Consider the following 18441-nt stretch of genomic DNA (forward strand, 5'->3'; position numbering starts at 1 on the left):
ATGGTGTCGCCGCCGACCTCGGGGCCGTCGATGCACCGCAGGATGGCTCCCATCGGCGGGTTGTCACGCCAGGTGGCGTCGCAGTGGTAGGCGTTCTCGTAGTGCTCCGCGGGGCTGTCGAGGTCCTTGTAGATCCTTACCAGGCCTGCATATTCGGGGTCGCTGCCGACGACCGGATGGTCCTCGAGCGAGCCGAACCGCTTCGCCAGCGCGACGTGCTCGGCCCGGCTCATGTCCTGATCGCGGAAGAACAGCACCTTGTGCTCGAGCAGCAGCGATTTCAGTTCGGCGAACAACCCGTCGTCACGCGACACCGCGGCAAGGTCGACACCGTGGAGTTCGGCGCCGATGCTGCAGGTCAACGGCCGCGCATCCATCGGGGTCACGGTCGCCGGTCGGCTGGGTGCGAAGTCAACGGTGGTCATGACACTCTCCTGTGCAAGCTGGAATATTGGGTGCAGCGTTGTCACTCGCGCGCTCGAAGCGCGCGCCGGCCAGGCGACGCAGGAATGTTCGGGTTCAGAAGGAGAACACCGACGAGCCGATGGACTTGCCCGCCTCGAGGTCGCGGTGCGCCTGCTCGGCTTCCTCGAGCGCGTAGTGCTGGTTGATCTCGACCTTGATCCGGCCGGCCTCGACGTGCCCGAACAGCTCACCGGCGAGCTCGGCGCGTTCGAACGGGTCGGCGATGTAGTCCGCGAGTGCAGGACGCGTGAGGAACAGCGATCCCTTCAGCGCCAACTTCATCGGGTCGACGGGTGGGACCGGCCCGGAGGCGGTCCCGAATGCCACGAGGAGACCCCTCCGTGCGAGGGAATCCAGTGAGGCCTCGAAGGTCGTTGCCCCGATGCTGTCGAACACGACGGGGACGCCGACGCCGCCGGTGATCTCGCGGACCCGTTCGGCCACGTTCTCCCGCTTGTAGACGATGACGTGCTCGCAGCCGTGGGCCTTCGCGACCGCCGCCTTCTCCTCGGACGAGACGGTGCCGATCACGTTGATACCCAGCAGCTTTGCCCACTGGGTGAAGATGAGTCCGACGCCGCCCGCGGCGGCGTGCAGCAGCACGGTGTCGCCGGCCTCGAGGGGGTGGATTCGACGCAGCAGGTAGGACGCGGTCAGGCCCCGCATCGTCATCGCCGCAGCGGTCTCGAATTCGATGCCCTCGGGCAGCTTGATCAGGTGCTCGGCCGGCATCACACGGTCGGTGCTGTACGCGCCCAGGGGGCTTCCGGTGTACGTGACCCGGTCGCCCTCCATGAAGTCGGACACTCCGGCGCCCACGGCCTCGATGACGCCGGCCGCCTCGACGCCGATGCCCGCCGGGAGTGCGGCGGGGTACAGACCGGTCCGGAAATAGATCTCCGCGAAGTTGAGGCCCACGGCCTCGTGACGAATCCGAACCTCCCCGGGGCCCGGATCGCCCACCTCGACGGACTCCCACTTCAGAACCTCGGGTCCACCGGTCTCGTAGAAGCGAATTGCCTTCGCCATAATCCTGACTCCTCACTCCATCCACGCACCGAGGTGCGGCTTTACATGCAGGTCGGCGCGCACAGTCGCTCGAACAAACATTTGCCGCGAAGCCAACGTGTGATGCCGACAACACGAAGCTATCGGTAAGATTGCGATCACACTTACCCTCACGTGGCATTAGACTTACCATTTGGAGGCACAACTTGGACGCCCGTCCACTCGCGCGCTATGCGGCGCTACACGGCTACATCGAACTCGGAGAGTCGCTGGGGATCGATTCGGTCGGGCTCCTGCGTGCAGCCGGCCTCGACCCAGCCGGGATGGATGTCCAGGACCGGTGGCTGCCTGCCGCGGCCATCTCGCGCGTGCTCGAGTCGTCGGCCGAGGCCGCCGGGCGGGAGGATTTCGCGCTACTCCTTGCGCAACACCGCCGGTTCTCCAACCTCGGCCCGCTCAGCGTGAGCGTCAGGGAGGCCCCGGATGCACGAAGCGCGTTCGAAACGCTCATCCGCTACCAGCACATGTACAACGAGGCCCTGCGTACTCGCCTGTCGGAGCGACGAGATCTGACGACACTCATCGTCGACTACGACACGAAGGCGGACGTGGGAACCCGGCAAGCCCTCGAACTGGCGACAGCGGTGGGCTACCAACTGCTGCGAACCATCCTCGGAGATGCGTGGCGCCCCGTCGCGGTCTGCTTCCAGCACGGACCGCCCAGCGATACCGGTACCCATCGAAAGGTCTTCGACGCGGACGTCCGGTTCAACCAGCACTTCACTGGAATGATCATCACCACAAGTGATCTCAGAAAGCCGAACCGCATGTCGGATCCGATGCTGCGGGCGTACACCCGAACGCTGCTCGAATCCGTCGAAACCGCGGGCCCACCAACCGTCCTGACGCGAGTCCGCGAACTCATCGAACTGTTGCTGCCCACGGGGCGATGCTCCCTCGACCAGGTGTCACGCAGCCTCGGCGTCGATCGAAAGACCGTGCACCGCCACCTCGCCCAATACGGCGAGACGTTCACTTCCGTGCTGAACTCGACGAGAGTCGGACTCGCGGAACGCCTGGTCGCCGACAATCGCTACTCGTTGACCGAGATCGCCGAGATGCTCGCCTTCTCCACCCCCAACAGCTTCTCCCGTTGGTTCCGGCAGAATTTCGGCGTCAGCCCCCGCACCTGGAGAGCTTCGGCGCAGGCGGGGGTGGACCCCTCCGCCCGGTGATCCCTGACCTCGAAGCGGCCAACTCGTTCGTCACGTCGCGGTGGCAGACGCCGGACTGACCGTGGTAGTTCCCACCCAGCTCCGTTCGGTCGGGTCGGGTTGGGTTGGGCGAGCTCATCCTCCAGGATTGCGAATATCTTTGCACCGCTCGTGATCTCGTCACTGATCGTCGGCCACGGAATATCCGCGGTCTTCTATTTCATTGCCGCGGTGATGGCTGTCATGGCCCTGGTCATGGCGCTGTTCGGAGAATCCACCAAGGGTGTGAGCCTCGAGGCCGCGAACGAGGCGCCCTCCGAGACGTCGTTGCCGGCCGTCTGCTGATCGCTGCACGTGGTACCACGTCGGCGCCGGCTCGAGTTCGATCTCGAGCCGGCGCCGACACGTAGCTGTTACCGGGTCTCGGCCGTCACAAGGTTGCGGCGGGCGACGAGGTCACTGTAGAAATCCAGTAGTGATGCGTCGTCGACAGCGTCTCTGCTGATTACCTCGTCCACAGCCGCACCCTGCAGGATCCTCTTGATGGGTACCTCGATCTTCTTCCCGGTGCGTGTGTGCGGAAGAGCCGGGACGGCGAAGATTTCGTCGGGAACATGTCGGGGCGAGACCTTGTCCCGGATCTCGGACCTGATTCGCTCGCTCGAGAAGTCGTCGAGATGGAAGTCGGGTCGGAGGACGACGAACAGCGGCATCCAGTAGGTACCGTCGGGCTGTTCGGCGCCGATGACGAGTGCTTCGGTGATCTCGGGCAGGGATTCGACGACCGCGTAGATGTCAGAACTGCCCATGCGGATGCCGTTGCGGTTGAGGGTGGAATCCGATCGACCGTGAATAACGACAGTCCCGTCACCGTGCACGGTGATCCAGTCGCCCTGCCGCCACACGCCGGGATAGTTCTCGAAATAGGCGCTTCGGTATTTTGTGCCGTCGGGGTCGTTCCACAGCGTGATCGGCATGCTCGGCATCGGCTTGCGGACGACGAGTTCACCGACGCTGTCGTGGACGGGATTACCGTGCTCGTCCCATGCTTCCACAGCGGCGCCGAGACAGCGGCCGGAGATCCTGCCGGACCACACCGGTTGCGTCGGCACTCCACCGACCAGTGCACTGGCCAAATCGGTGCCGCCGCTCATCGACCACAGCGGAAGATCGCCGACGCGATCGCGGGCCCACAGTTGGAGGTGAGCGGCCAGAGGCGAGCCTGTGCTGCCCATCGCACGCAGTCGGCTGAGGTCGAACTGCGCGGCGGGATGCACGTCCTCGTTGGCACTGGCTTGTAAATACCCTGGGCTGACGCCCAGAAAACTGACGTCCAGGTCGGCAGCGATCCTCCACAGCCAGTTACTGTCGGGGTGGATCGGCGAGCCGTCGTAGCAGACGATGCTCCCACCACTGAGAAGTGCCGACACCTGGGTATTCCACATCATCCAACTCGGGGAGGTGTACCAGAAGACGCGATCATCGGGTCCCAGGTCCCAATGCAGTCCGATCTGTTTGACCTTCTCGACCAGCACCCCGCCGTGCCCGTGCACCAGGCCCTTGGGCCGGCCGGTCGTCCCTGAGGAAAACAGAACCCAGAGTGGATGATCGAATGGAACATCGACGGGGGTATTCCGCCCTACGGTCGTCATCGCCTCGTCCCAGCTGCGCCATGTCACCGGGGAACGGGCGCCTCGACGGATGTCGGCGGTGGGGCTGTCTCCCACATTGTCGACGAGAATCACCTGAGCGAGGGATGGGAGCTGGGACACGATCTCGTCCACCGTCGAACCGCGAGTGTGGGTTCGCCCTCCGAATGTGTAGCCATCGGCGGCAATGAGTACCTTGGGCGCGAGCTGCTCGAATCGGTCGACAACAGCCTGCGCCGCATAGTCCTGACCAACCGAGGACCACACGGCACCAATCGACGCGGTCGCCAGAAACGCCACGACGGCCTCGGCGATATTCGGCAGGTACCCGGCCACCACGTCGCCCACCTCGACCTCTGCTCGATCGAGTTCGGCCGCCAGAGCGGAAACCTGCTGACGCAGTGCAGACCAGGTGAGGTACCTCGTGTGTCCGGTCTCGTCGATGCTGACGACGGCGGTGGCCTCGGGCTTGCCCCGCTCGAGCAGGAAGCGCGCGAAGTTCACGCGGGCGCCGGGGAACCATCGAGTGCCGGGCATCGCCTCGTCGGTGAGAACTCGTTCGTACCCTGATTCGCTGTCCAGTCCGAAAAAATTCCACACGGACGACCAGAATCCCTCGAGGTCCGTCACGGACCAACGCCACAAGCTCTCGTAGTCCTCGAATTCAAGGCCGTGTGTCGCCCGCACGTGATCCTGGAATCGTGTGAGGGTGGTTGTGCCGATCTGCTCGTCGCTCGGAGCCCATATCGGCCGGCTCGGAAGTGCTGTCGATGACATGAAACTCTTCCTTCACATGAACTATGAGTCGGTACCGGCTCCAGTGGCTACTTCTTCCAGTAGCTCCTCGAGGAGTTGGTGGCCTTGTTCCCAATGGCCGTATCCGGAGATGGGATTGAGATGGCCGACAGCGCCGGCGTTCACGAGACGTGCGCCCCAGGACTCGGCAAAATCGGCGGCACGATCAAATGTGGACAACGGATCATTCGTGCTGGCCACCACGGTGCAGGGGAACGGCAACGGCTCACGCGGAATGGGCAACCATCCGGCATCGTCGAGGTCTTGGACCGTCGAATGTCCCTCAGGCATCGGGGTTTCGAGGTCTGGTGGCGCAACCAGCAATGCGCCGACAATCTGATGACCGTCTCGTCGAGCCGCCCAGTGCATTGTGATCATCACGCCGGCGCTGTGCGCGACGAGCACGACTGGTCCGTCGATCTCGGACAGGATCGTGTCGAGTGCGGCCTCGCGTGCATCCAGATTCAGGGAGTTGCGTTCGAGAGATGGCACCGTGCGGGTCTTGGGCAAAGTATCCGCGAGCAAACTTTGCCAGTGGTCAGGGTTGTGGTCGCGTAGTCCGGGGACGAAGACCACGGTTGGCGTGTCGGTGTTGTGCATCGACGGTTCCCTTGTGTAGACGGAATGGGGTAGTTCACGTACGGAGGCGCAACACGGGTCGGGGAAGATGTGTGCACGACCCGTGTTGCGCCGGTTATCTTCTGTGACAGCTACTTCAGGCGTGGTGGGTGAATCCGACCTGTCCGGGTCGGCGGTTAGGCGAGAACCCGGTCTTGGCCAGGGTCTCGTCGACGTTGTCGTATCGTTCGTCGAGCTTGTAGATTTCGCGGGCCTCCTTGCCGGTAGCGACCTCGCGGCCGAGTTCGCCGGCAATGCGGACCAGCTGTTTGATCTGCTGGACCGAGGTCATCCTCTCGCCCTTGCGACCCCAGATTGTGTCCTCGTTGCCGCAGCGAACGTGCAGGCCCATCGCGATCGCCATCGTGTTGATCGGCAACACCGAACGCATGAGTGACTCGAGTGTCAGGACCGCGCCCTCGGGAGCCCGACGAATGAATTCCATTGCGTTGAAGGGGTTCGGGCCATCGCCGCCACCCCCGATCCCCACCCAGGTCAGCACGAGCGGGCCGGTGTACGCGCCGCGCCTGAGCAGACGTTCGAGTTTCTCGAGTTGCGGAATTCCGGGGATCTGGAAATGCGGCTGGATTCCGGCGGCCTGCAACCGCCGCACGTGTTCTTCAACCCAGCTGGGTCCGGCGGGAACCACCATCTCGCGGTAGGCCTCCCACACCTCGGGACGCTCGAAGGACGTGCCCGCGATGGTGTCCGGAGTCATCAGGTCGGTGATGTTCATCTGCTTCGTCGACACGGCGACGGTGACTTGGTCGGGCTTCGGATCGAGTTCGGCGAGCATGTGCCGGGTGTCGTCGGTGAGCCACTTCGCGTCCGCGCCCTCGCCCTCGGGGGCGAAGGAGATGGAACCGCCGACCTGCAGGATCATGTCCGGCACCGCCTCGCGCAGACCCGCGAGGAGTTCGTTGAACTTCGACAGCCGCTTGGAGCCCTTGCCGTCGAGTTCGCGGACGTGGATGTGCAGGACCGTCGCGCCGGCCTCGTAGCAATCGACGGCAGCCTGAACGTGCTCCTCCATCGTCAACGGCAGGTCCTCGCGGAAGTCGTCCAGCTCCCATTCGGGTCCGTACGGCGCTGCGGTGATGACCAGCTTCTCCTGGTTCTCGGGGAAGAGTGAATCGTCAAGGAAATGCACTGTGAGACTCCATTTCTCATAGATTGAGCTCTTGCGGGTAGTGCAGCTGAGTAGTGGATGGGGCTGCCACCGATGATTCGAGAATTTCTCGACCACCCTGTTCAGGTGTGATAGGCGCAACACTACGAACTGGCAGGCGGGAATGCTTAACCTGACGGGCTCGTGGCTTGACAATTTGGGCGTCCTACCGCTTCGGACCGTGAATGCCCGCGTGATCGCGCCACGGCTGCCCCGATTTCTATCTCCCTCTCGCGCTGCATGACTCGTCATGTGCAAGGAGCGAAGGCGTGTGCAATCGGCGACCCACGGCGAGCAATGCGGCATTCGCCGGCTGCGGCCTTGCGGGCTGGCGACGCCTGATGTACTTTGTGACGGCCGCCACATCGATCTTCCGGCCGGCTGACAGGCCGCCGCAAGGCCTCCCTCTCATTTCCTCCCCAGAACTTCCTGCGCGTCCCTGGGCAGGTAAAAGCAAGTATCAAGAAACCGTGCTGTCGCAGTGTTCTGCTGTCCGACTCGTGAAGGATTCCCAATGACTACTGCCAAGACGTACCGGGGCCGTTCAACCGGTCAATCCGGTGGCCTCGCCCGACCTCGTCTCGTGACGAATCGACGGGTATGGGGTACGACAGGACTCGTCATCTTCCTCTATATCGTGAACTACGCCGACAAGGCAGTCTTGGGCATCATCGCCCAGCCGTTGGCGCGCGAGCTCGATTTCACCGCTTCGCAGATCGGACTGGTCGGCTCGCTGTTCTATCTGGCATTTACGATCGGAGGCTTCCTGGCCGGTCCCTTGAACAGGTACCTCACGCTCAAATGGGCGTTGCTGGTGGTTGCCCTCATATGGTCGGTCGTCATGTTGCCGCTGGTGCTCGCGGCCTCCTTTGCGGTACTGGTCGCTTCACGGATGCTACTCGGACTGTCCGAGGGGCCGGCTACTGCACTGATGCACACCGCTGCGTATTCGTGGCATCCGCCCGCCAAGCGCGGCCTGGTGACCGCATTGCTCGGTAGTTCCGCCTCCGTTGCGAAGATCGTCATTGCACCCATCCTTGCCTTCGTCACCATCGAGTACGGCTGGCGCGTAGCGATCTTGGTCCTTTCCGGGCTGGGGGCATTGTGGGCAGTGTGTTGGCTGATCGGCTGGACCGAGGGCCCACACATCGCGAAGACGGTCGAGGCTGAGGATTCGGTGCCGGCGCAGGCCACGGGGGATGCGTCGCCCACGCAGCCCTCCGTTCCATGGCGTCGGATCTTTCTCTCGCGCACGTTCGTCACCTGCGCTCTCCTGGCGATGGCTCTCTATGCCTTGACCACGGTCGTGCTTACCTGGCTGCCGTCCTACTTCGAGCTGGGCCTCGGCTACACGGCCTTGCAGGCTGGGTCGCTGTTCGCGCTTCCGTCCGTCGTAGCTCTGGTGACCATGATCGCGTCCGGCGCGATCACTGACCGTTTGATTCAGCGCGGCGTCGGCTCGCGGGTCGCGCGCATCGTCATCGCGAGTGCAGGTGTCCTCGTGTGCGGGGCCGTGCTGGTGACGCTTCCGTTGATCGAGGTGCCGGTAGTGGCCGTCGTCGTGCTCTCCCTCGGATACGGCTCCGCTTTGATCGCGTTGCCGTTGATACATTCCGCAGTCTCCGAGCTGTGCCCACCGCAGCAGACCGCCGGCACGATGGGTATGTACCTGGCCCTGATGGGCATCGGAGGTTTGATCGCTCCGTATGCGACCGGTGTCGTCGTCGAGCACGCGGCAACTGCAGCAGACGGATACGCTCTAGCGTTTCAAGGCGTCGGCATCTTCGTAGCGATCGGCGGCATCCTCATCCTGCTGTTCGCGAACCCCGAGCGGGACCGCCTACTCATCTGCCGTACGCCGTAGACGCCAGTCCCGGGTCGCTTCGTCGGCGGCCTCACGACGACGACTGGTGCTGGAGACGCCATTGGGTGGGGCTGCAGCCGAACTGTCCGTGGAACCAGCGTGAGAAGCTGCTCGGTGCAGAGAAGGCGAGAAGAGTGGAAATCTCGGTGAGGTCGGGGCGTGCGCTTCCGACCATGCGTTCTGCGAGGTCGGTCCGTACCGAGTTCAGGATCGACGAGTAGGTTTCGCCGGTTTCGGTCAGGCGTCGGTGCAGCGACCGACGGTCGATGCCGAGGCTGCGAGCTACCTGTTCAGCACTGCAACGCCCGGTCGGCAACAGAATCTCGATTGATTCGCGAACTCGGAGAGCGACGCTCACATCTCCGGGCTCGCCGAACGACGCGAGAATGTGGTGGGTGTAGGGGCGAAGAGATGGGTCCGACATCCGGTTGGGGGAGTCGAGGTCGCGAGACTCGATGACGATCCCGGTGAAATCGGAATCGAAATTGATGGTCCCGCCGAAGATGCGGCGGTGGGTGCTGACATCCGCGGGTGCCGGGTGGGGAAAACACACAGCGAGTGGCTTCCAGCGTGAACCGATGAAACCGCGCAGTAGTCGGTAGATCGCGGCGACCCCGAGTTCGACAAATTGCCTGGCTTCGATCTGTTCCCCGAAATTGGTGTCGATGCGTACCGTCATCACGCCGTTCGCCTCGTGCAAGTGAGGCTGCAGCGCCTCGTTATATACGTGCGTATAGCGTGCGAGGATTCGCAGAGCACTCCGAACATCCGGTTCGTCCCGGACGACCACGCTGATCGGACCGAGATTGGCGAACTGCCGGCGTTCGGCCAGTTGCAACCCGAAATCGTCGCGCCCGGACTCGGCCGCGGAGTGCTCGAGGAGTGCGGCAATTGCCGCCGCGGGGATCCATCGATCTTGCGTTCCGAGGCCGCCGACATCAACCCCCGCGTCCTTCATCAGCGGTACCGGTTCGATCCCCACAGCTCGACATACGTCGAGATAGCCGATCAGCGTTGCGTAGCGAGCAAGAGGTTTCACTGCAACATGCTCCTAAGTGCCCAAATCATCAAGTCATCCGCCCGTCAAGTTAAGCACTCGGCTCAACTCATTCCTAATGTTGGGAACATCACACGAGAGGAGGAGAGCCAATGATCCCCCAACAGTTCGGGATTCACGTTCCTCCGCAGCCGGCTTCCGCGCCGGCCGGGGCCGTATTGCAGGTGCCGTACCGTTCACGTAATTCGTGGCACGCCAGTGATCTGGTCGATGCCACTGACTGGTGCATCCAGCTGTCGGCCGCAGACGTCGCAGAGCTCGACTCGGCCTTGCGAGCTGCCCAGGCATGTAGTTTGCCGATCCTCAGGCTCGAGTCCGAGCATTTTCCGCTTCCGAACCTTGCGGCGAGGCTGCGTGAGGTAGCGGCCAGCCTTGACGGTGGCCTCGGGTTTGCGGCGATCCGTGGGATCCCGGCGGAACACTACGGCGAGGCAGATCTCAGGACGATCCTGTGGGGAATCGGTCAGCACGTCGGGATCCCGGTGTCCCAGAACGCATACGGCCACATGCTCGGCACGGTGCGGCCGTCAGCGGCGACCGAGAAGGCGGTGCCGCTCACCTCCGCGGGGTCCGATGTCACCGCGGTACTCGGCCTGGGATCGGGCAATCGGTCTGTCGTGGTCAGTTCGGCGGCAATCTTCAACGAGATTCTTGCCGGGTGGCCGCATCTTGCCGAGAGGCTGTTCAGGACCTATCACCTCGACCGTCGCGGGGATCAGCCTCCAGGTGAGCGACCGTACCGTGCAGTGCCCTTGGCCTGTTGGTTCGACGGCAAACTGAGCATTCGCTACTCCCGACACGATATTGATTCCGCACAACGGTATTCCGGCGTGCCAGGACTCGATGCTGACGACCTCGCACTCTTGGACCTTGTCGATGAGTTGCTCGGATCGGCGCGCCTGCGGTTCGAGGTGGACCTGCGGCCCGGCGAGATTCACCTGTTCAACAATTACGCCGTACTGCATGTGCAGAACCACATCATGTCGCGTGGGCGCGCGGCCACAGACTTGCTCGAGCTCTGGTTGACCCTCCGTCACGGACGTGCGCTGCCCTCGGCTTTCACCTGGCTGAACGGCCGGGGTGGTCGAGGCGAGGTAACTCCCCGCGATGTCGTGATGCCCACCTGCATCGGTCGGTCGCAGCGCCCATAGCGACGGGCCGTGCAGAACTCGCCGGCAGGTGCTACCCGCACAGATACTGGCCCGCTCGAGAACACGGATCGACTACTGCTGAACGACACCCGCCGTCATCGTGCCTTCGGGGCGAGACGGCAACAACCTGAAGGAGAATCATATGGCCAAGGCCATCCGTTACTACGAGATCGGAAGCCCGGACGTCCTCAAGTGGGAGTGGATCGAGGTCGGGGATCCAGGGCTCGGTGAGGTCCGTATCCGGCACGAGGCAGTGGGACTGAACTTCGCCGACACCTACTATCGCACCGGCCTGTATCCAGCCGCGTTGCCGGCAGGAATGGGTGTCGAGGCTGCCGGAATCATCGAGGCCGTGGGCGAGGGGGTCACCGACTTCCAGCCGGGCGACCGGGTCACGTACACCGGCAGTCCACTCGGTGCGTACAGCACGGAGCGGGTCATGCCCGCAAAACACCTGATCGCAATTCCGGAGGCGATCCCGTTCGAGATTGCCGCCGCGATGACAATGCGTGGACTCACCACCTCCTATCTGTTGCGGAGGATCTGGGATGTGCAGGCAGGCGACACGGTTCTGCTCCACGCCGCAGCGGGGGGAGTCGGGCTGATATTCACTCAGTGGGCAAAGCTACTCGGCGTGAAGGTGATCGGGACTGTCTCGAGCGAACACAAGGCTGAGATTGCCCGCGCGAACGGGTGCGACGAAGTGATCATCTACACGCAAGAAGACGTCGCGAGCCGCGTTCGCGATATGACGGACGGCAAGGGTGTTTCGGTCGTCTACGACAGTATCGGAGCTACCACCTTCGACAGCTCGCTGAAGTCGCTCAAACGGCGCGGGTTGCTGGTGTGTTTCGGCACCGCATCCGGGCCGATTCCGCCCATCGAGGCGATGCAGCTGGCGCTCAACGGCTCGGTCTACGTGACCCGCCCGGCGCTCGCGGACTACATCGCCGACCCGGCAGAGAAGGCCGCCTTGTCTGCTGAGCTGTTCGAACATGTTGCGGCAGGCCGAATCGCCATCAATATCAACCAGCGGTATGCGCTGGACGATGCGGTGCGTGCCCATCGCGATCTGGAATCCGGAAGTACCACCGGTTCCTCGGTGTTCACATTCTGACCGTCCACCACAGCCGTTTCGTGGGTGTATTCGCCGCCGCTTGCCGTGCCCTTGCCGGCCGATGTCACCCACTGACCCAGTCAGTACAGGAGTACGCCATGGGCGCAATATCTGACCTCGAGCCTGTTCGACCGACCGACCTGCCTACCATTCGGACGACTTTCACCGCAGAACCTCTCACCTGCAGCATCGGCGCCGAGCTGAGCGGCGTCGACCTCGCCGCCGTTGTCCACGACGACGGGTTGTTCGCCGAACTGAAATCGCTGCTGCTGAAGCACAAGGTGCTGTTCTTCCGCGATCAGGACATGAGCCGGGCCGAGCACGTCGCATTGGCAGAACGTTTCGGTCTGCTCGAAGATCACCCGAAGGCCGGAAGCGACCCGAATCACCCGGGTCTGGTCCGGATCTACAAGGACCTCGACAGCCCCGCGGAGCACTACGAGAACGCCTACCACTGCGANGCCACCTGGCGTGACAACCCGCCGATGGGAGCCATCCTGCGGTGCATCGACGGCCCCGAGGTCGGCGGCGACACCATCTGGGTGAACATGGCACTCGCCTACGAACGACTGCCCGAACGCGTCAAGGAACAGATCGACGGCCTCCGCGCCCGCCACAGCATCGAGGCGACCTTCGGCGCCCGNATGCCGCTCGAGAAGCGACTCGAACTCAAGGAGCGGTTCCCCGACCCCGAACACCCCGTGGTCCGTACCCACCCCGAGACGGGCGAGAAGATCCTGTTCGTCAACTGCTTCACCACCCATTTCACCAACTTCCACACCCCCGACAACATCCGCTGCGGCATCGACTACGCCCCCGGCAGCAGCAACCTGCTCAACTACCTGATCAGCCAGGCCTCGATCCCCGAATACCAGGTGCGCTGGCGGTGGACCCCGAACAGCGTCGCCATCTGGGACAACCGATCCACCCAGCACTACGCCGTCCAGGACTACTGGCCCGCCGTCCGCAAGATGGAACGCGCCGGGATCGTCGGCGACCGCCCCTTCTGAGCCGGCACCTACACATCACACCCGATATCGAGAAACGGAGTTACGCAATGCATTTCCACGACGATTCCCTGTTCCCGGAGACCCAGGAGAAGCTGGTCATCACGGTGGCCCCCTACGGGCCGGAGTGGGAGCCGGACGACTTCCGCGAAGACCTCCCCCTGACGATGGAGGAGCACATCCAGCAGGCGGTCGACTGCTACGAGGCCGGCGCCACGGTCCTGCACATCCACGTCCGCGAACTCGACGGCAAGGGCTCCAAGCGCCTGTCCAAGTTCAACGAACTCCTCGCGGGTCTGCGCGAGGCCGTGCCGGACATGATCCTGCAGGTCGGCGGATCGATCTCGTTTTCGCCGGAAGACGGCGGCACCGACGCGAAGTGGCTGTCGGACGACACCCGCCACATGCTCGCCGAGTTGGATCCCAAGCCGGATCAGGTGACGATCGCGATCAACACCAGCCAGATGAATCTCATGGAGCTGATGACCGCCGACGACCTCGCGGGCACGTCGATGGAGCGTCCCGAGCTCGCCAAGGCGTACCGGGAGATGACGGTTCCGGCCGGCCCGGAGTGGGTCGAGGAGCACCTGCGCCGGCTGCAGGCCGCCGGGATCCAGCCGCAGTTCCAGCTCGGTTCACTCGCGCAGTTGGAAACGGTGGAGCGGCTGATCCGCCGCGGCGTCTACACCGGTCCGCTGAACCTGACCTGGGTGGCGATCGGTGGCGGGCAGGAGGGCCCGAACCCGTACAACATCACGAACTTCGTCCAACGGGTCCCGGACGGCGCGTGCCTGACCCTCGAAACCCTCATGCGGTCGGTGTTGCCGGTCAACGCGATGGCGATCGCGATGGGCCTGCATACCCGCTGCGGTAACGAGGACACCCTGTGGGGCCGCAAGGGCGAGAAGCTGACCTCGGCCGCGCAGGTCAGGCAGCTCGTGCGGATCGCGAACGAACTCGGACGCGAGGTCGCCACCGGCAAGGAAGCCCGCGACATCTACAAGATCGGCGAAACGTACCGCGACGCGGACGAGACCCTCGCCAAGCTCGGCTACGCGCCGAACCGCAAGCCCGGCCAGGTCGGTTTCACCGGACACGCCTGACCCACCCAGCAGGGCACACCTGGGCGGCGCGAGCACCCCATCTCGCGCCGCCTGGGGCTGTTGAACCGGTGGTCCGAACATCCTCGGCACCTCGAGTTCCACCGGACGACGGCACAGAGCCGTCCCCACCCACACCTGAATGAGCACCGCTACCCAATCGGTCCAAATATCCCAACCGGTCCAAATATCGAGGAGAACCACGCATGGGCCTTTCCGTCGCCGATGACGACAAGACCGTCGATCTGGCTCGACCCAGCCGGTCGTCCGGCCTCTATCCCTGGGTCGTCTTCTCGCTGATCTTTGCCCTGATGCTGTCCGACTACATGTCGCGGCAAGTGGTCAGCGCCGTGTTCCCGATCCTCAAGGCGGAGTGGGATCTGTCCGATGCACATCTCGGCTCCCTCACCGGAATCGTCGCGTTGATGGTCGGCGTGCTGATCTTTCCGCTGTCGGTTGCGGCGGACCGGTGGGGTCGCGTCCGGATGCTGGTTGCATCGGCGGCATTGTGGAGTGCGGCCACCCTGTTCTGCGCGTTCGCAGACAGCTACGGCGAAATGCTGGTCGGCCGCTTCTTCGTCGGGGTCGGTGAGGCTGCCTACGGCAGCATCGGCGCCGCGGTCATCGTGGGTCTGTTCGCACCCGAGCGGCGGGCTTCGCTGACCGGGGCATTCATGTCGGGCGCAATGTTCGGATCTGTCGTCGGTGTGTCGCTCGGCGGCGTCATCGCCGTCAACTTCGGATGGCGTTGGGCTTTCGGGGCGATGGCGATCATCGGATTCGTCCTCGTCGTCGCATTCCGGACCTTGGTCAACGAGAGCCGCATCGCCCTCTACCGGCACCCGGACGACGTTCAGACACCGAGTGCTGCGGACGGCCGTCGCGCGCCGTTGTCGAGCCTGTTCAAGGGCGTCGCCGTCATCAGCACATACCTTGGTAGCGGCCTGCAACTGTTCGTGGCCGGAGCATTGCTGACGTGGCTGCCGAGCTACGTCAACCGGTACTACGACCTCGCCCCCGACCGGGCGGCCCTGCTCGCCGCTGTCTTCGTCCTGCTGATCGGCATCGGCATGGTCGGCTGCGGGATGATCTCCGACAGCGTGAGCCGTCTCGATCACAGCAAGAGGTGGACGTCCTCGATCGGCTTCTGCCTGGCCTCCGCCGTTCTCCTCTTCACCGCATTCAGTCTCGAACCGGGCACGCTGCAACTGGTATTCCTGGGCTGCGGGGCGTTCTTCGCCGGAGGCGTCTCCGGACCCGCAGGCGCACTCGTCGCAAACCTCACCCACGCATCCATCCGGGCCTCTGCGATCGGAACCGTGACCCTCGCCAACAGCCTGATCGGACTGGCTCCCGCCCCAGTGGTTGTCGGGGCCCTGGCCGACCATGTCGGACTCAACGGAGCACTGCAGGTCGTTCCCATTGCATCCGTACTCGCGGCTCTCGCGCTCGTCATCGGAAACCGCTACTACGCAGCAGGATTGAAGAACCTCAGCGAGCTGACACAGAAGTCGACCAACGACCGGAGTACGACCACATGACGACGAACGAGAGTGGACCGACGATCGTGATCGTCCCCGGACTTCGCGGACACGTCGAAGAACACTGGCAGACGATCCTCGCCACCACAATCGCCGGCACCCTGACCGTCCCGGTCAGCAGCGACAGCAACGCCAGCCTGGACGACCGGATGGCAGCACTCGACGAGACCTTGGCGGCCGTACCCGGCCGCGCGCTCCTCGTGGCACACAGCGCCGGTGTGGTGATCACCGCCCACTGGGCGCAACGTCACCCCGGTACGGAGCGCAGCGGGCGCACTGCTCGCCGCGCCACCCGACCTCGACGCTCACCTGCCCGCCGGCAATCTGTCCCGCCAGGCTCTGGCAGAACTGGGCTGGACCCCGATACCCCGCGGACCACTCCCCTTCCCGAGCATTGTCGCCGCCGGCACCAACGACCCCCTCGCGAGTTACGCGGCCGTGGCCCGACTTGCCGATTCCTGGGGTAGCCGGCTGGTGAACCTGGGCGAGGTCGGGCACCTCAACCCCGCGTCGGGGTACGGCGAGTGGCCCGCTGCCATCGACCTGATCGAAGAACTCACAGCTGCTGCGGCGACCGTCGGCTCGTAGCACCCGCAGGACACAACGATGAGACGATCTCATCCGGAAAGGACATCCATGCAGTCCGCTGATTCACCAGGTGGAATCCTGTGGAGCCCCGACTCGGCCGAGCGCGCCGACACCACTCTCACCCGGTTCGTCGAGTATGTTCGCGACGCTCGGGGTGTCGAGGTCGACGACTACGAGGAGCTCTGGCAGTGGTCCGTCACCGACCTCGAGGGATTCTGGTCCTCGGTGTGGGATTTCTTCGGAATTGACAGTGAAAGCGACTACGACGCAGTACTCCTCGACGATCAGATGCCCGGCGCCCGCTGGTTCCCGGGTGCACGGATCAACTTTGCGCGGGTCCTGCTCGACCGGGGCGACCCGGACGCCGTCGCGATCGTGGCCGCGGAAGAATCGGGTGTCGTCCGGACACTGACCAGGTCGGAACTACGTGAGCAGGTGCTCACCGTGGCGGCCGAGTTCGAAGCCCTCGCGGTCGGCAGCGGAGATGTGGTCGTGGGGTACCTGCCCAACACCGCAGAATCCGTCATCGCCTTCCTTGCCGCGGCGACGCTCGGCGCAACCTGGGCATCGGTCGGGCAAGACTACGCACCGGATGCTGTCATCGACCGGTTCTCGCAACTGTCGCCGAAGGTCCTGATCGCCGCGGACGGATACACCTATGCCGGCCGTCTGCGTTCACGCATCGACGCGGTCGAGCAGATTGCAACCGGGCTTCCATCCGTGACGGATGTGATTGTCGTGCAGCGCACCTCCACCGAGCACACGTCGGCACGTACCCGAACCGACGGCACTGTACAGACGTGGCACGACTGGGAAGCGGCGATCTCACGTCGACACGCCCGCTCCGGTTTCACCGACGTCGACTTCGACCACCCGCTGTGGGTGCTGTTCTCCTCCGGAACGACAGGTCGACCGAAGGGGCTGGTGCACGGGCACGGCGGCATCATGGTCGAAACCGTCAAACAAATGGGACTGCACTGGAACCTCACGTCGGACGACCGCGTGCTCTGGTACACCTCGACGAGCTGGATGATGTGGAACATGCAGGTCGCCGTCCTGCTCTCGGGGGCGTCGATCGTGTGCTACAACGGCGCACCGACCTACCCGCGCACGGACTCGCTGTGGAAGCTCGTCGCCGACACCGGCGCCACCTTTCTCGGCACCAGCCCCGGCTACCTCCAGACGTGTGCCGACGCCGACACACATCCGCAGGCCGAGCACCCGCTGTCGCGACTTCGCGCAATCGGCTGCACCGGCGCCCCTTTGAGTGATCACCTGTACCGGTGGGCGCACGACGAGGTCGGTGACATTCCTCTGTGGTCGATGAGCGGCGGCACCGATATCGCCGGCGCCCTCGTCGGCGCCGTTCCGACCCGTCCGGTCCGTGTCGGCCGGATCTCCGGGCGATGCCTCGGCGTCGCCGTCGAAACGTGGGATATGAACGGCAACCCGGTTCGCGGGACCGTCGGTGATCTCGTCGTCACCAGGCCCCTTCCGAATATGCCCGTCGCCCTGTGGAACGACTCCGACGGAATGAAATACCACGATGCCTACTTCGACACCTACCCCGGCGTCTGGCGACAGGGCGACTGGGCCACCATCTACGAAGACGGAACCGTCGCAGTGCACGGGCGGTCGGACTCGACCCTCAACCGCAACGGTGTCCGGATGGGAAGTGCGGACATCTACTCCGCCGTCGAAGCGCTCCCCGAGATTGCGGAAGCCTTGGTCGTCGGTGTCGAAGAAGCCGACGGCTCGTACTGGATGCCACTCTTCGTCGTCCTTCACGCGGGACACACCCTCGACGAGATCCTGACCGGAAAGATCTGCTCGACGATTCGCGATCACGTATCCCCACGGCATGTTCCCGACGACGTTCTGGAGGTCACGGGTATTCCACACACCCGGACCGGAAAGAAAATCGAGGTGCCACTCAAGCGGGTGCTCCAGGGCGCCCGCGTCGAGGATGTGGTCAACCGCGACGGCATCGACGACCCGTCACTGCTCGGGTTCTTCGAACACCTCGCGGAAGTACGGCAGACCAACTACGCGACGGCACCGTGATCGCCGCGAATCCACCTACACTCCAACGGCACTGA

At 64.1% G+C, this 18441-nt stretch carries 15 protein-coding genes and 1 pseudogene; 10 read left to right on the top strand and 6 right to left on the bottom strand.

All coding sequences use genetic code 11. From position 1 onward, the window contains the following. On the bottom strand, positions 1–425 hold a 425-nt coding region (locus CA951_RS39645; protein ID WP_143543180.1), incomplete at its 3' end, for a TauD/TfdA family dioxygenase. Positions 426–519: 94 nt separating this feature from the next. Beyond that, positions 520–1494, bottom strand: a complete 975-nt coding sequence (locus CA951_RS39650) for a quinone oxidoreductase (RefSeq protein ID WP_087562071.1) — start codon at positions 1492–1494, stop codon at positions 520–522. A 185-nt stretch (positions 1495–1679) separates the two neighbouring features. Between CA951_RS39650 and CA951_RS39655 the strand changes: the two genes are divergently transcribed. Both CA951_RS39655 and CA951_RS43715 read left to right on the top strand, forming a co-directional pair. Further along, positions 1680–2708, top strand: coding sequence for an AraC family transcriptional regulator (locus CA951_RS39655; RefSeq protein WP_087562072.1), 1029 nt, complete (start codon positions 1680–1682; stop codon positions 2706–2708). Between the two features lie 150 nt (positions 2709–2858). Beyond that, on the top strand, positions 2859–3032 hold the full coding sequence (locus CA951_RS43715; RefSeq protein WP_179220496.1) for a hypothetical protein: 174 nt from the start codon (positions 2859–2861) through the stop codon (positions 3030–3032). Between the two features lie 68 nt (positions 3033–3100). On the opposite strand, the gene CA951_RS39660 is transcribed toward CA951_RS43715, so the two are convergent. The 3 genes from CA951_RS39660 to CA951_RS39670 form a co-directional block, all read right to left on the bottom strand. Then, on the bottom strand, positions 3101–5113 hold the full coding sequence (locus CA951_RS39660; RefSeq protein WP_087562073.1) for an acetoacetate--CoA ligase: 2013 nt from the start codon (positions 5111–5113) through the stop codon (positions 3101–3103). A gap of 21 nt (positions 5114–5134) precedes the next feature. Continuing rightward, complete coding sequence (locus CA951_RS39665) at positions 5135–5731, bottom strand: alpha/beta hydrolase (protein WP_087562074.1); 597 nt, start codon at positions 5729–5731, stop codon at positions 5135–5137. A 115-nt stretch (positions 5732–5846) separates the two neighbouring features. Next, entirely contained in the window at positions 5847–6899 is a 1053-nt protein-coding gene (locus CA951_RS39670; protein ID WP_087562075.1) for a 3-keto-5-aminohexanoate cleavage protein, read from the bottom strand. Between the two features lie 532 nt (positions 6900–7431). On the opposite strand from CA951_RS39670, the gene CA951_RS39675 reads away from it, so the two are divergent. Next, positions 7432–8781 (top strand): MFS transporter, encoded by a 1350-nt coding sequence (locus CA951_RS39675; RefSeq protein ID WP_087562076.1) that lies wholly within the window; start codon positions 7432–7434, stop codon positions 8779–8781. 31 nt (positions 8782–8812) lie between these two features. Here CA951_RS39675 and CA951_RS39680 read toward each other — a convergent pair whose 3' ends face one another. Continuing rightward, a complete protein-coding gene (locus CA951_RS39680) occupies positions 8813–9820 on the bottom strand; it encodes an AraC family transcriptional regulator (RefSeq protein ID WP_087562077.1) in 1008 nt (335 codons plus the stop codon). A 110-nt stretch (positions 9821–9930) separates the two neighbouring features. Between CA951_RS39680 and CA951_RS39685 the strand changes: the two genes are divergently transcribed. The 7 genes and pseudogenes from CA951_RS39685 to CA951_RS39715 all read left to right on the top strand — a co-directional run bounded on the left by CA951_RS39685 (position 9931) and on the right by CA951_RS39715 (position 18406). After that, positions 9931–10989: a TauD/TfdA family dioxygenase gene (locus CA951_RS39685; RefSeq protein WP_087562078.1), complete on the top strand. Its 1059-nt coding sequence runs from the start codon at positions 9931–9933 to the stop codon at positions 10987–10989. Between the two features lie 142 nt (positions 10990–11131). After that, positions 11132–12106 carry a quinone oxidoreductase gene (locus CA951_RS39690; protein ID WP_087562079.1) on the top strand — a complete coding sequence of 325 codons (975 nt, stop codon included), beginning with the start codon at positions 11132–11134 and terminating at the stop codon, positions 12104–12106. 98 nt (positions 12107–12204) lie between these two features. After that, positions 12205–13116, top strand: coding sequence for a TauD/TfdA family dioxygenase (locus tag CA951_RS39695; RefSeq protein WP_087562080.1), 912 nt, complete (start codon positions 12205–12207; stop codon positions 13114–13116). 47 nt (positions 13117–13163) lie between these two features. Continuing rightward, entirely contained in the window at positions 13164–14216 is a 1053-nt protein-coding gene (locus CA951_RS39700; protein ID WP_087562081.1) for a 3-keto-5-aminohexanoate cleavage protein, read from the top strand. A 203-nt stretch (positions 14217–14419) separates the two neighbouring features. Continuing rightward, positions 14420–15754: an MFS transporter gene (locus CA951_RS39705; protein WP_087562082.1), complete on the top strand. Its 1335-nt coding sequence runs from the start codon at positions 14420–14422 to the stop codon at positions 15752–15754. Next, positions 15751–16342: pseudogene (locus tag CA951_RS39710) on the top strand (RBBP9/YdeN family alpha/beta hydrolase). Before CA951_RS39705 ends, CA951_RS39710 begins: the two are co-directional and overlap by 4 nt. A 48-nt stretch (positions 16343–16390) precedes the next feature. Beyond that, positions 16391–18406, top strand: a complete 2016-nt coding sequence (locus CA951_RS39715) for an acetoacetate--CoA ligase (RefSeq protein ID WP_087562083.1) — start codon at positions 16391–16393, stop codon at positions 18404–18406. The last annotated feature ends 35 nt before the right edge of the window (positions 18407–18441 follow it).

Origin of the sequence: Rhodococcus sp. NCIMB 12038 (genome assembly GCF_002165735.1) — a bacterium.
In the GTDB taxonomy this organism is placed as follows: Bacteria; Actinomycetota; Actinomycetes; order Mycobacteriales; family Mycobacteriaceae; genus Rhodococcus_F.

Bases quoted from the DNA above. Each gene is read 5' to 3' on its own strand.
- CA951_RS39685 (WP_087562078.1), top strand. From the start codon at position 9,931: ATGATCCCCCAACAGTTCGGGATTCACGTTCCTCCGCAGCCGGCTTCC.
- CA951_RS39705 (WP_087562082.1), top strand. From the start codon at position 14,420: ATGGGCCTTTCCGTCGCCGATGACGACAAGACCGTCGATCTGGCTCGA.
- CA951_RS39650 (WP_087562071.1), bottom strand. From the start codon at position 1,494: ATGGCGAAGGCAATTCGCTTCTACGAGACCGGTGGACCCGAGGTTCTG.
- CA951_RS39675 (WP_087562076.1), top strand. From the start codon at position 7,432: ATGACTACTGCCAAGACGTACCGGGGCCGTTCAACCGGTCAATCCGGT.
- CA951_RS39665 (WP_087562074.1), bottom strand. From the start codon at position 5,731: ATGCACAACACCGACACGCCAACCGTGGTCTTCGTCCCCGGACTACGC.
- CA951_RS39660 (WP_087562073.1), bottom strand. From the start codon at position 5,113: ATGTCATCGACAGCACTTCCGAGCCGGCCGATATGGGCTCCGAGCGAC.
- CA951_RS39715 (WP_087562083.1), top strand. From the start codon at position 16,391: ATGCAGTCCGCTGATTCACCAGGTGGAATCCTGTGGAGCCCCGACTCG.
- CA951_RS39690 (WP_087562079.1), top strand. From the start codon at position 11,132: ATGGCCAAGGCCATCCGTTACTACGAGATCGGAAGCCCGGACGTCCTC.
- CA951_RS39700 (WP_087562081.1), top strand. From the start codon at position 13,164: ATGCATTTCCACGACGATTCCCTGTTCCCGGAGACCCAGGAGAAGCTG.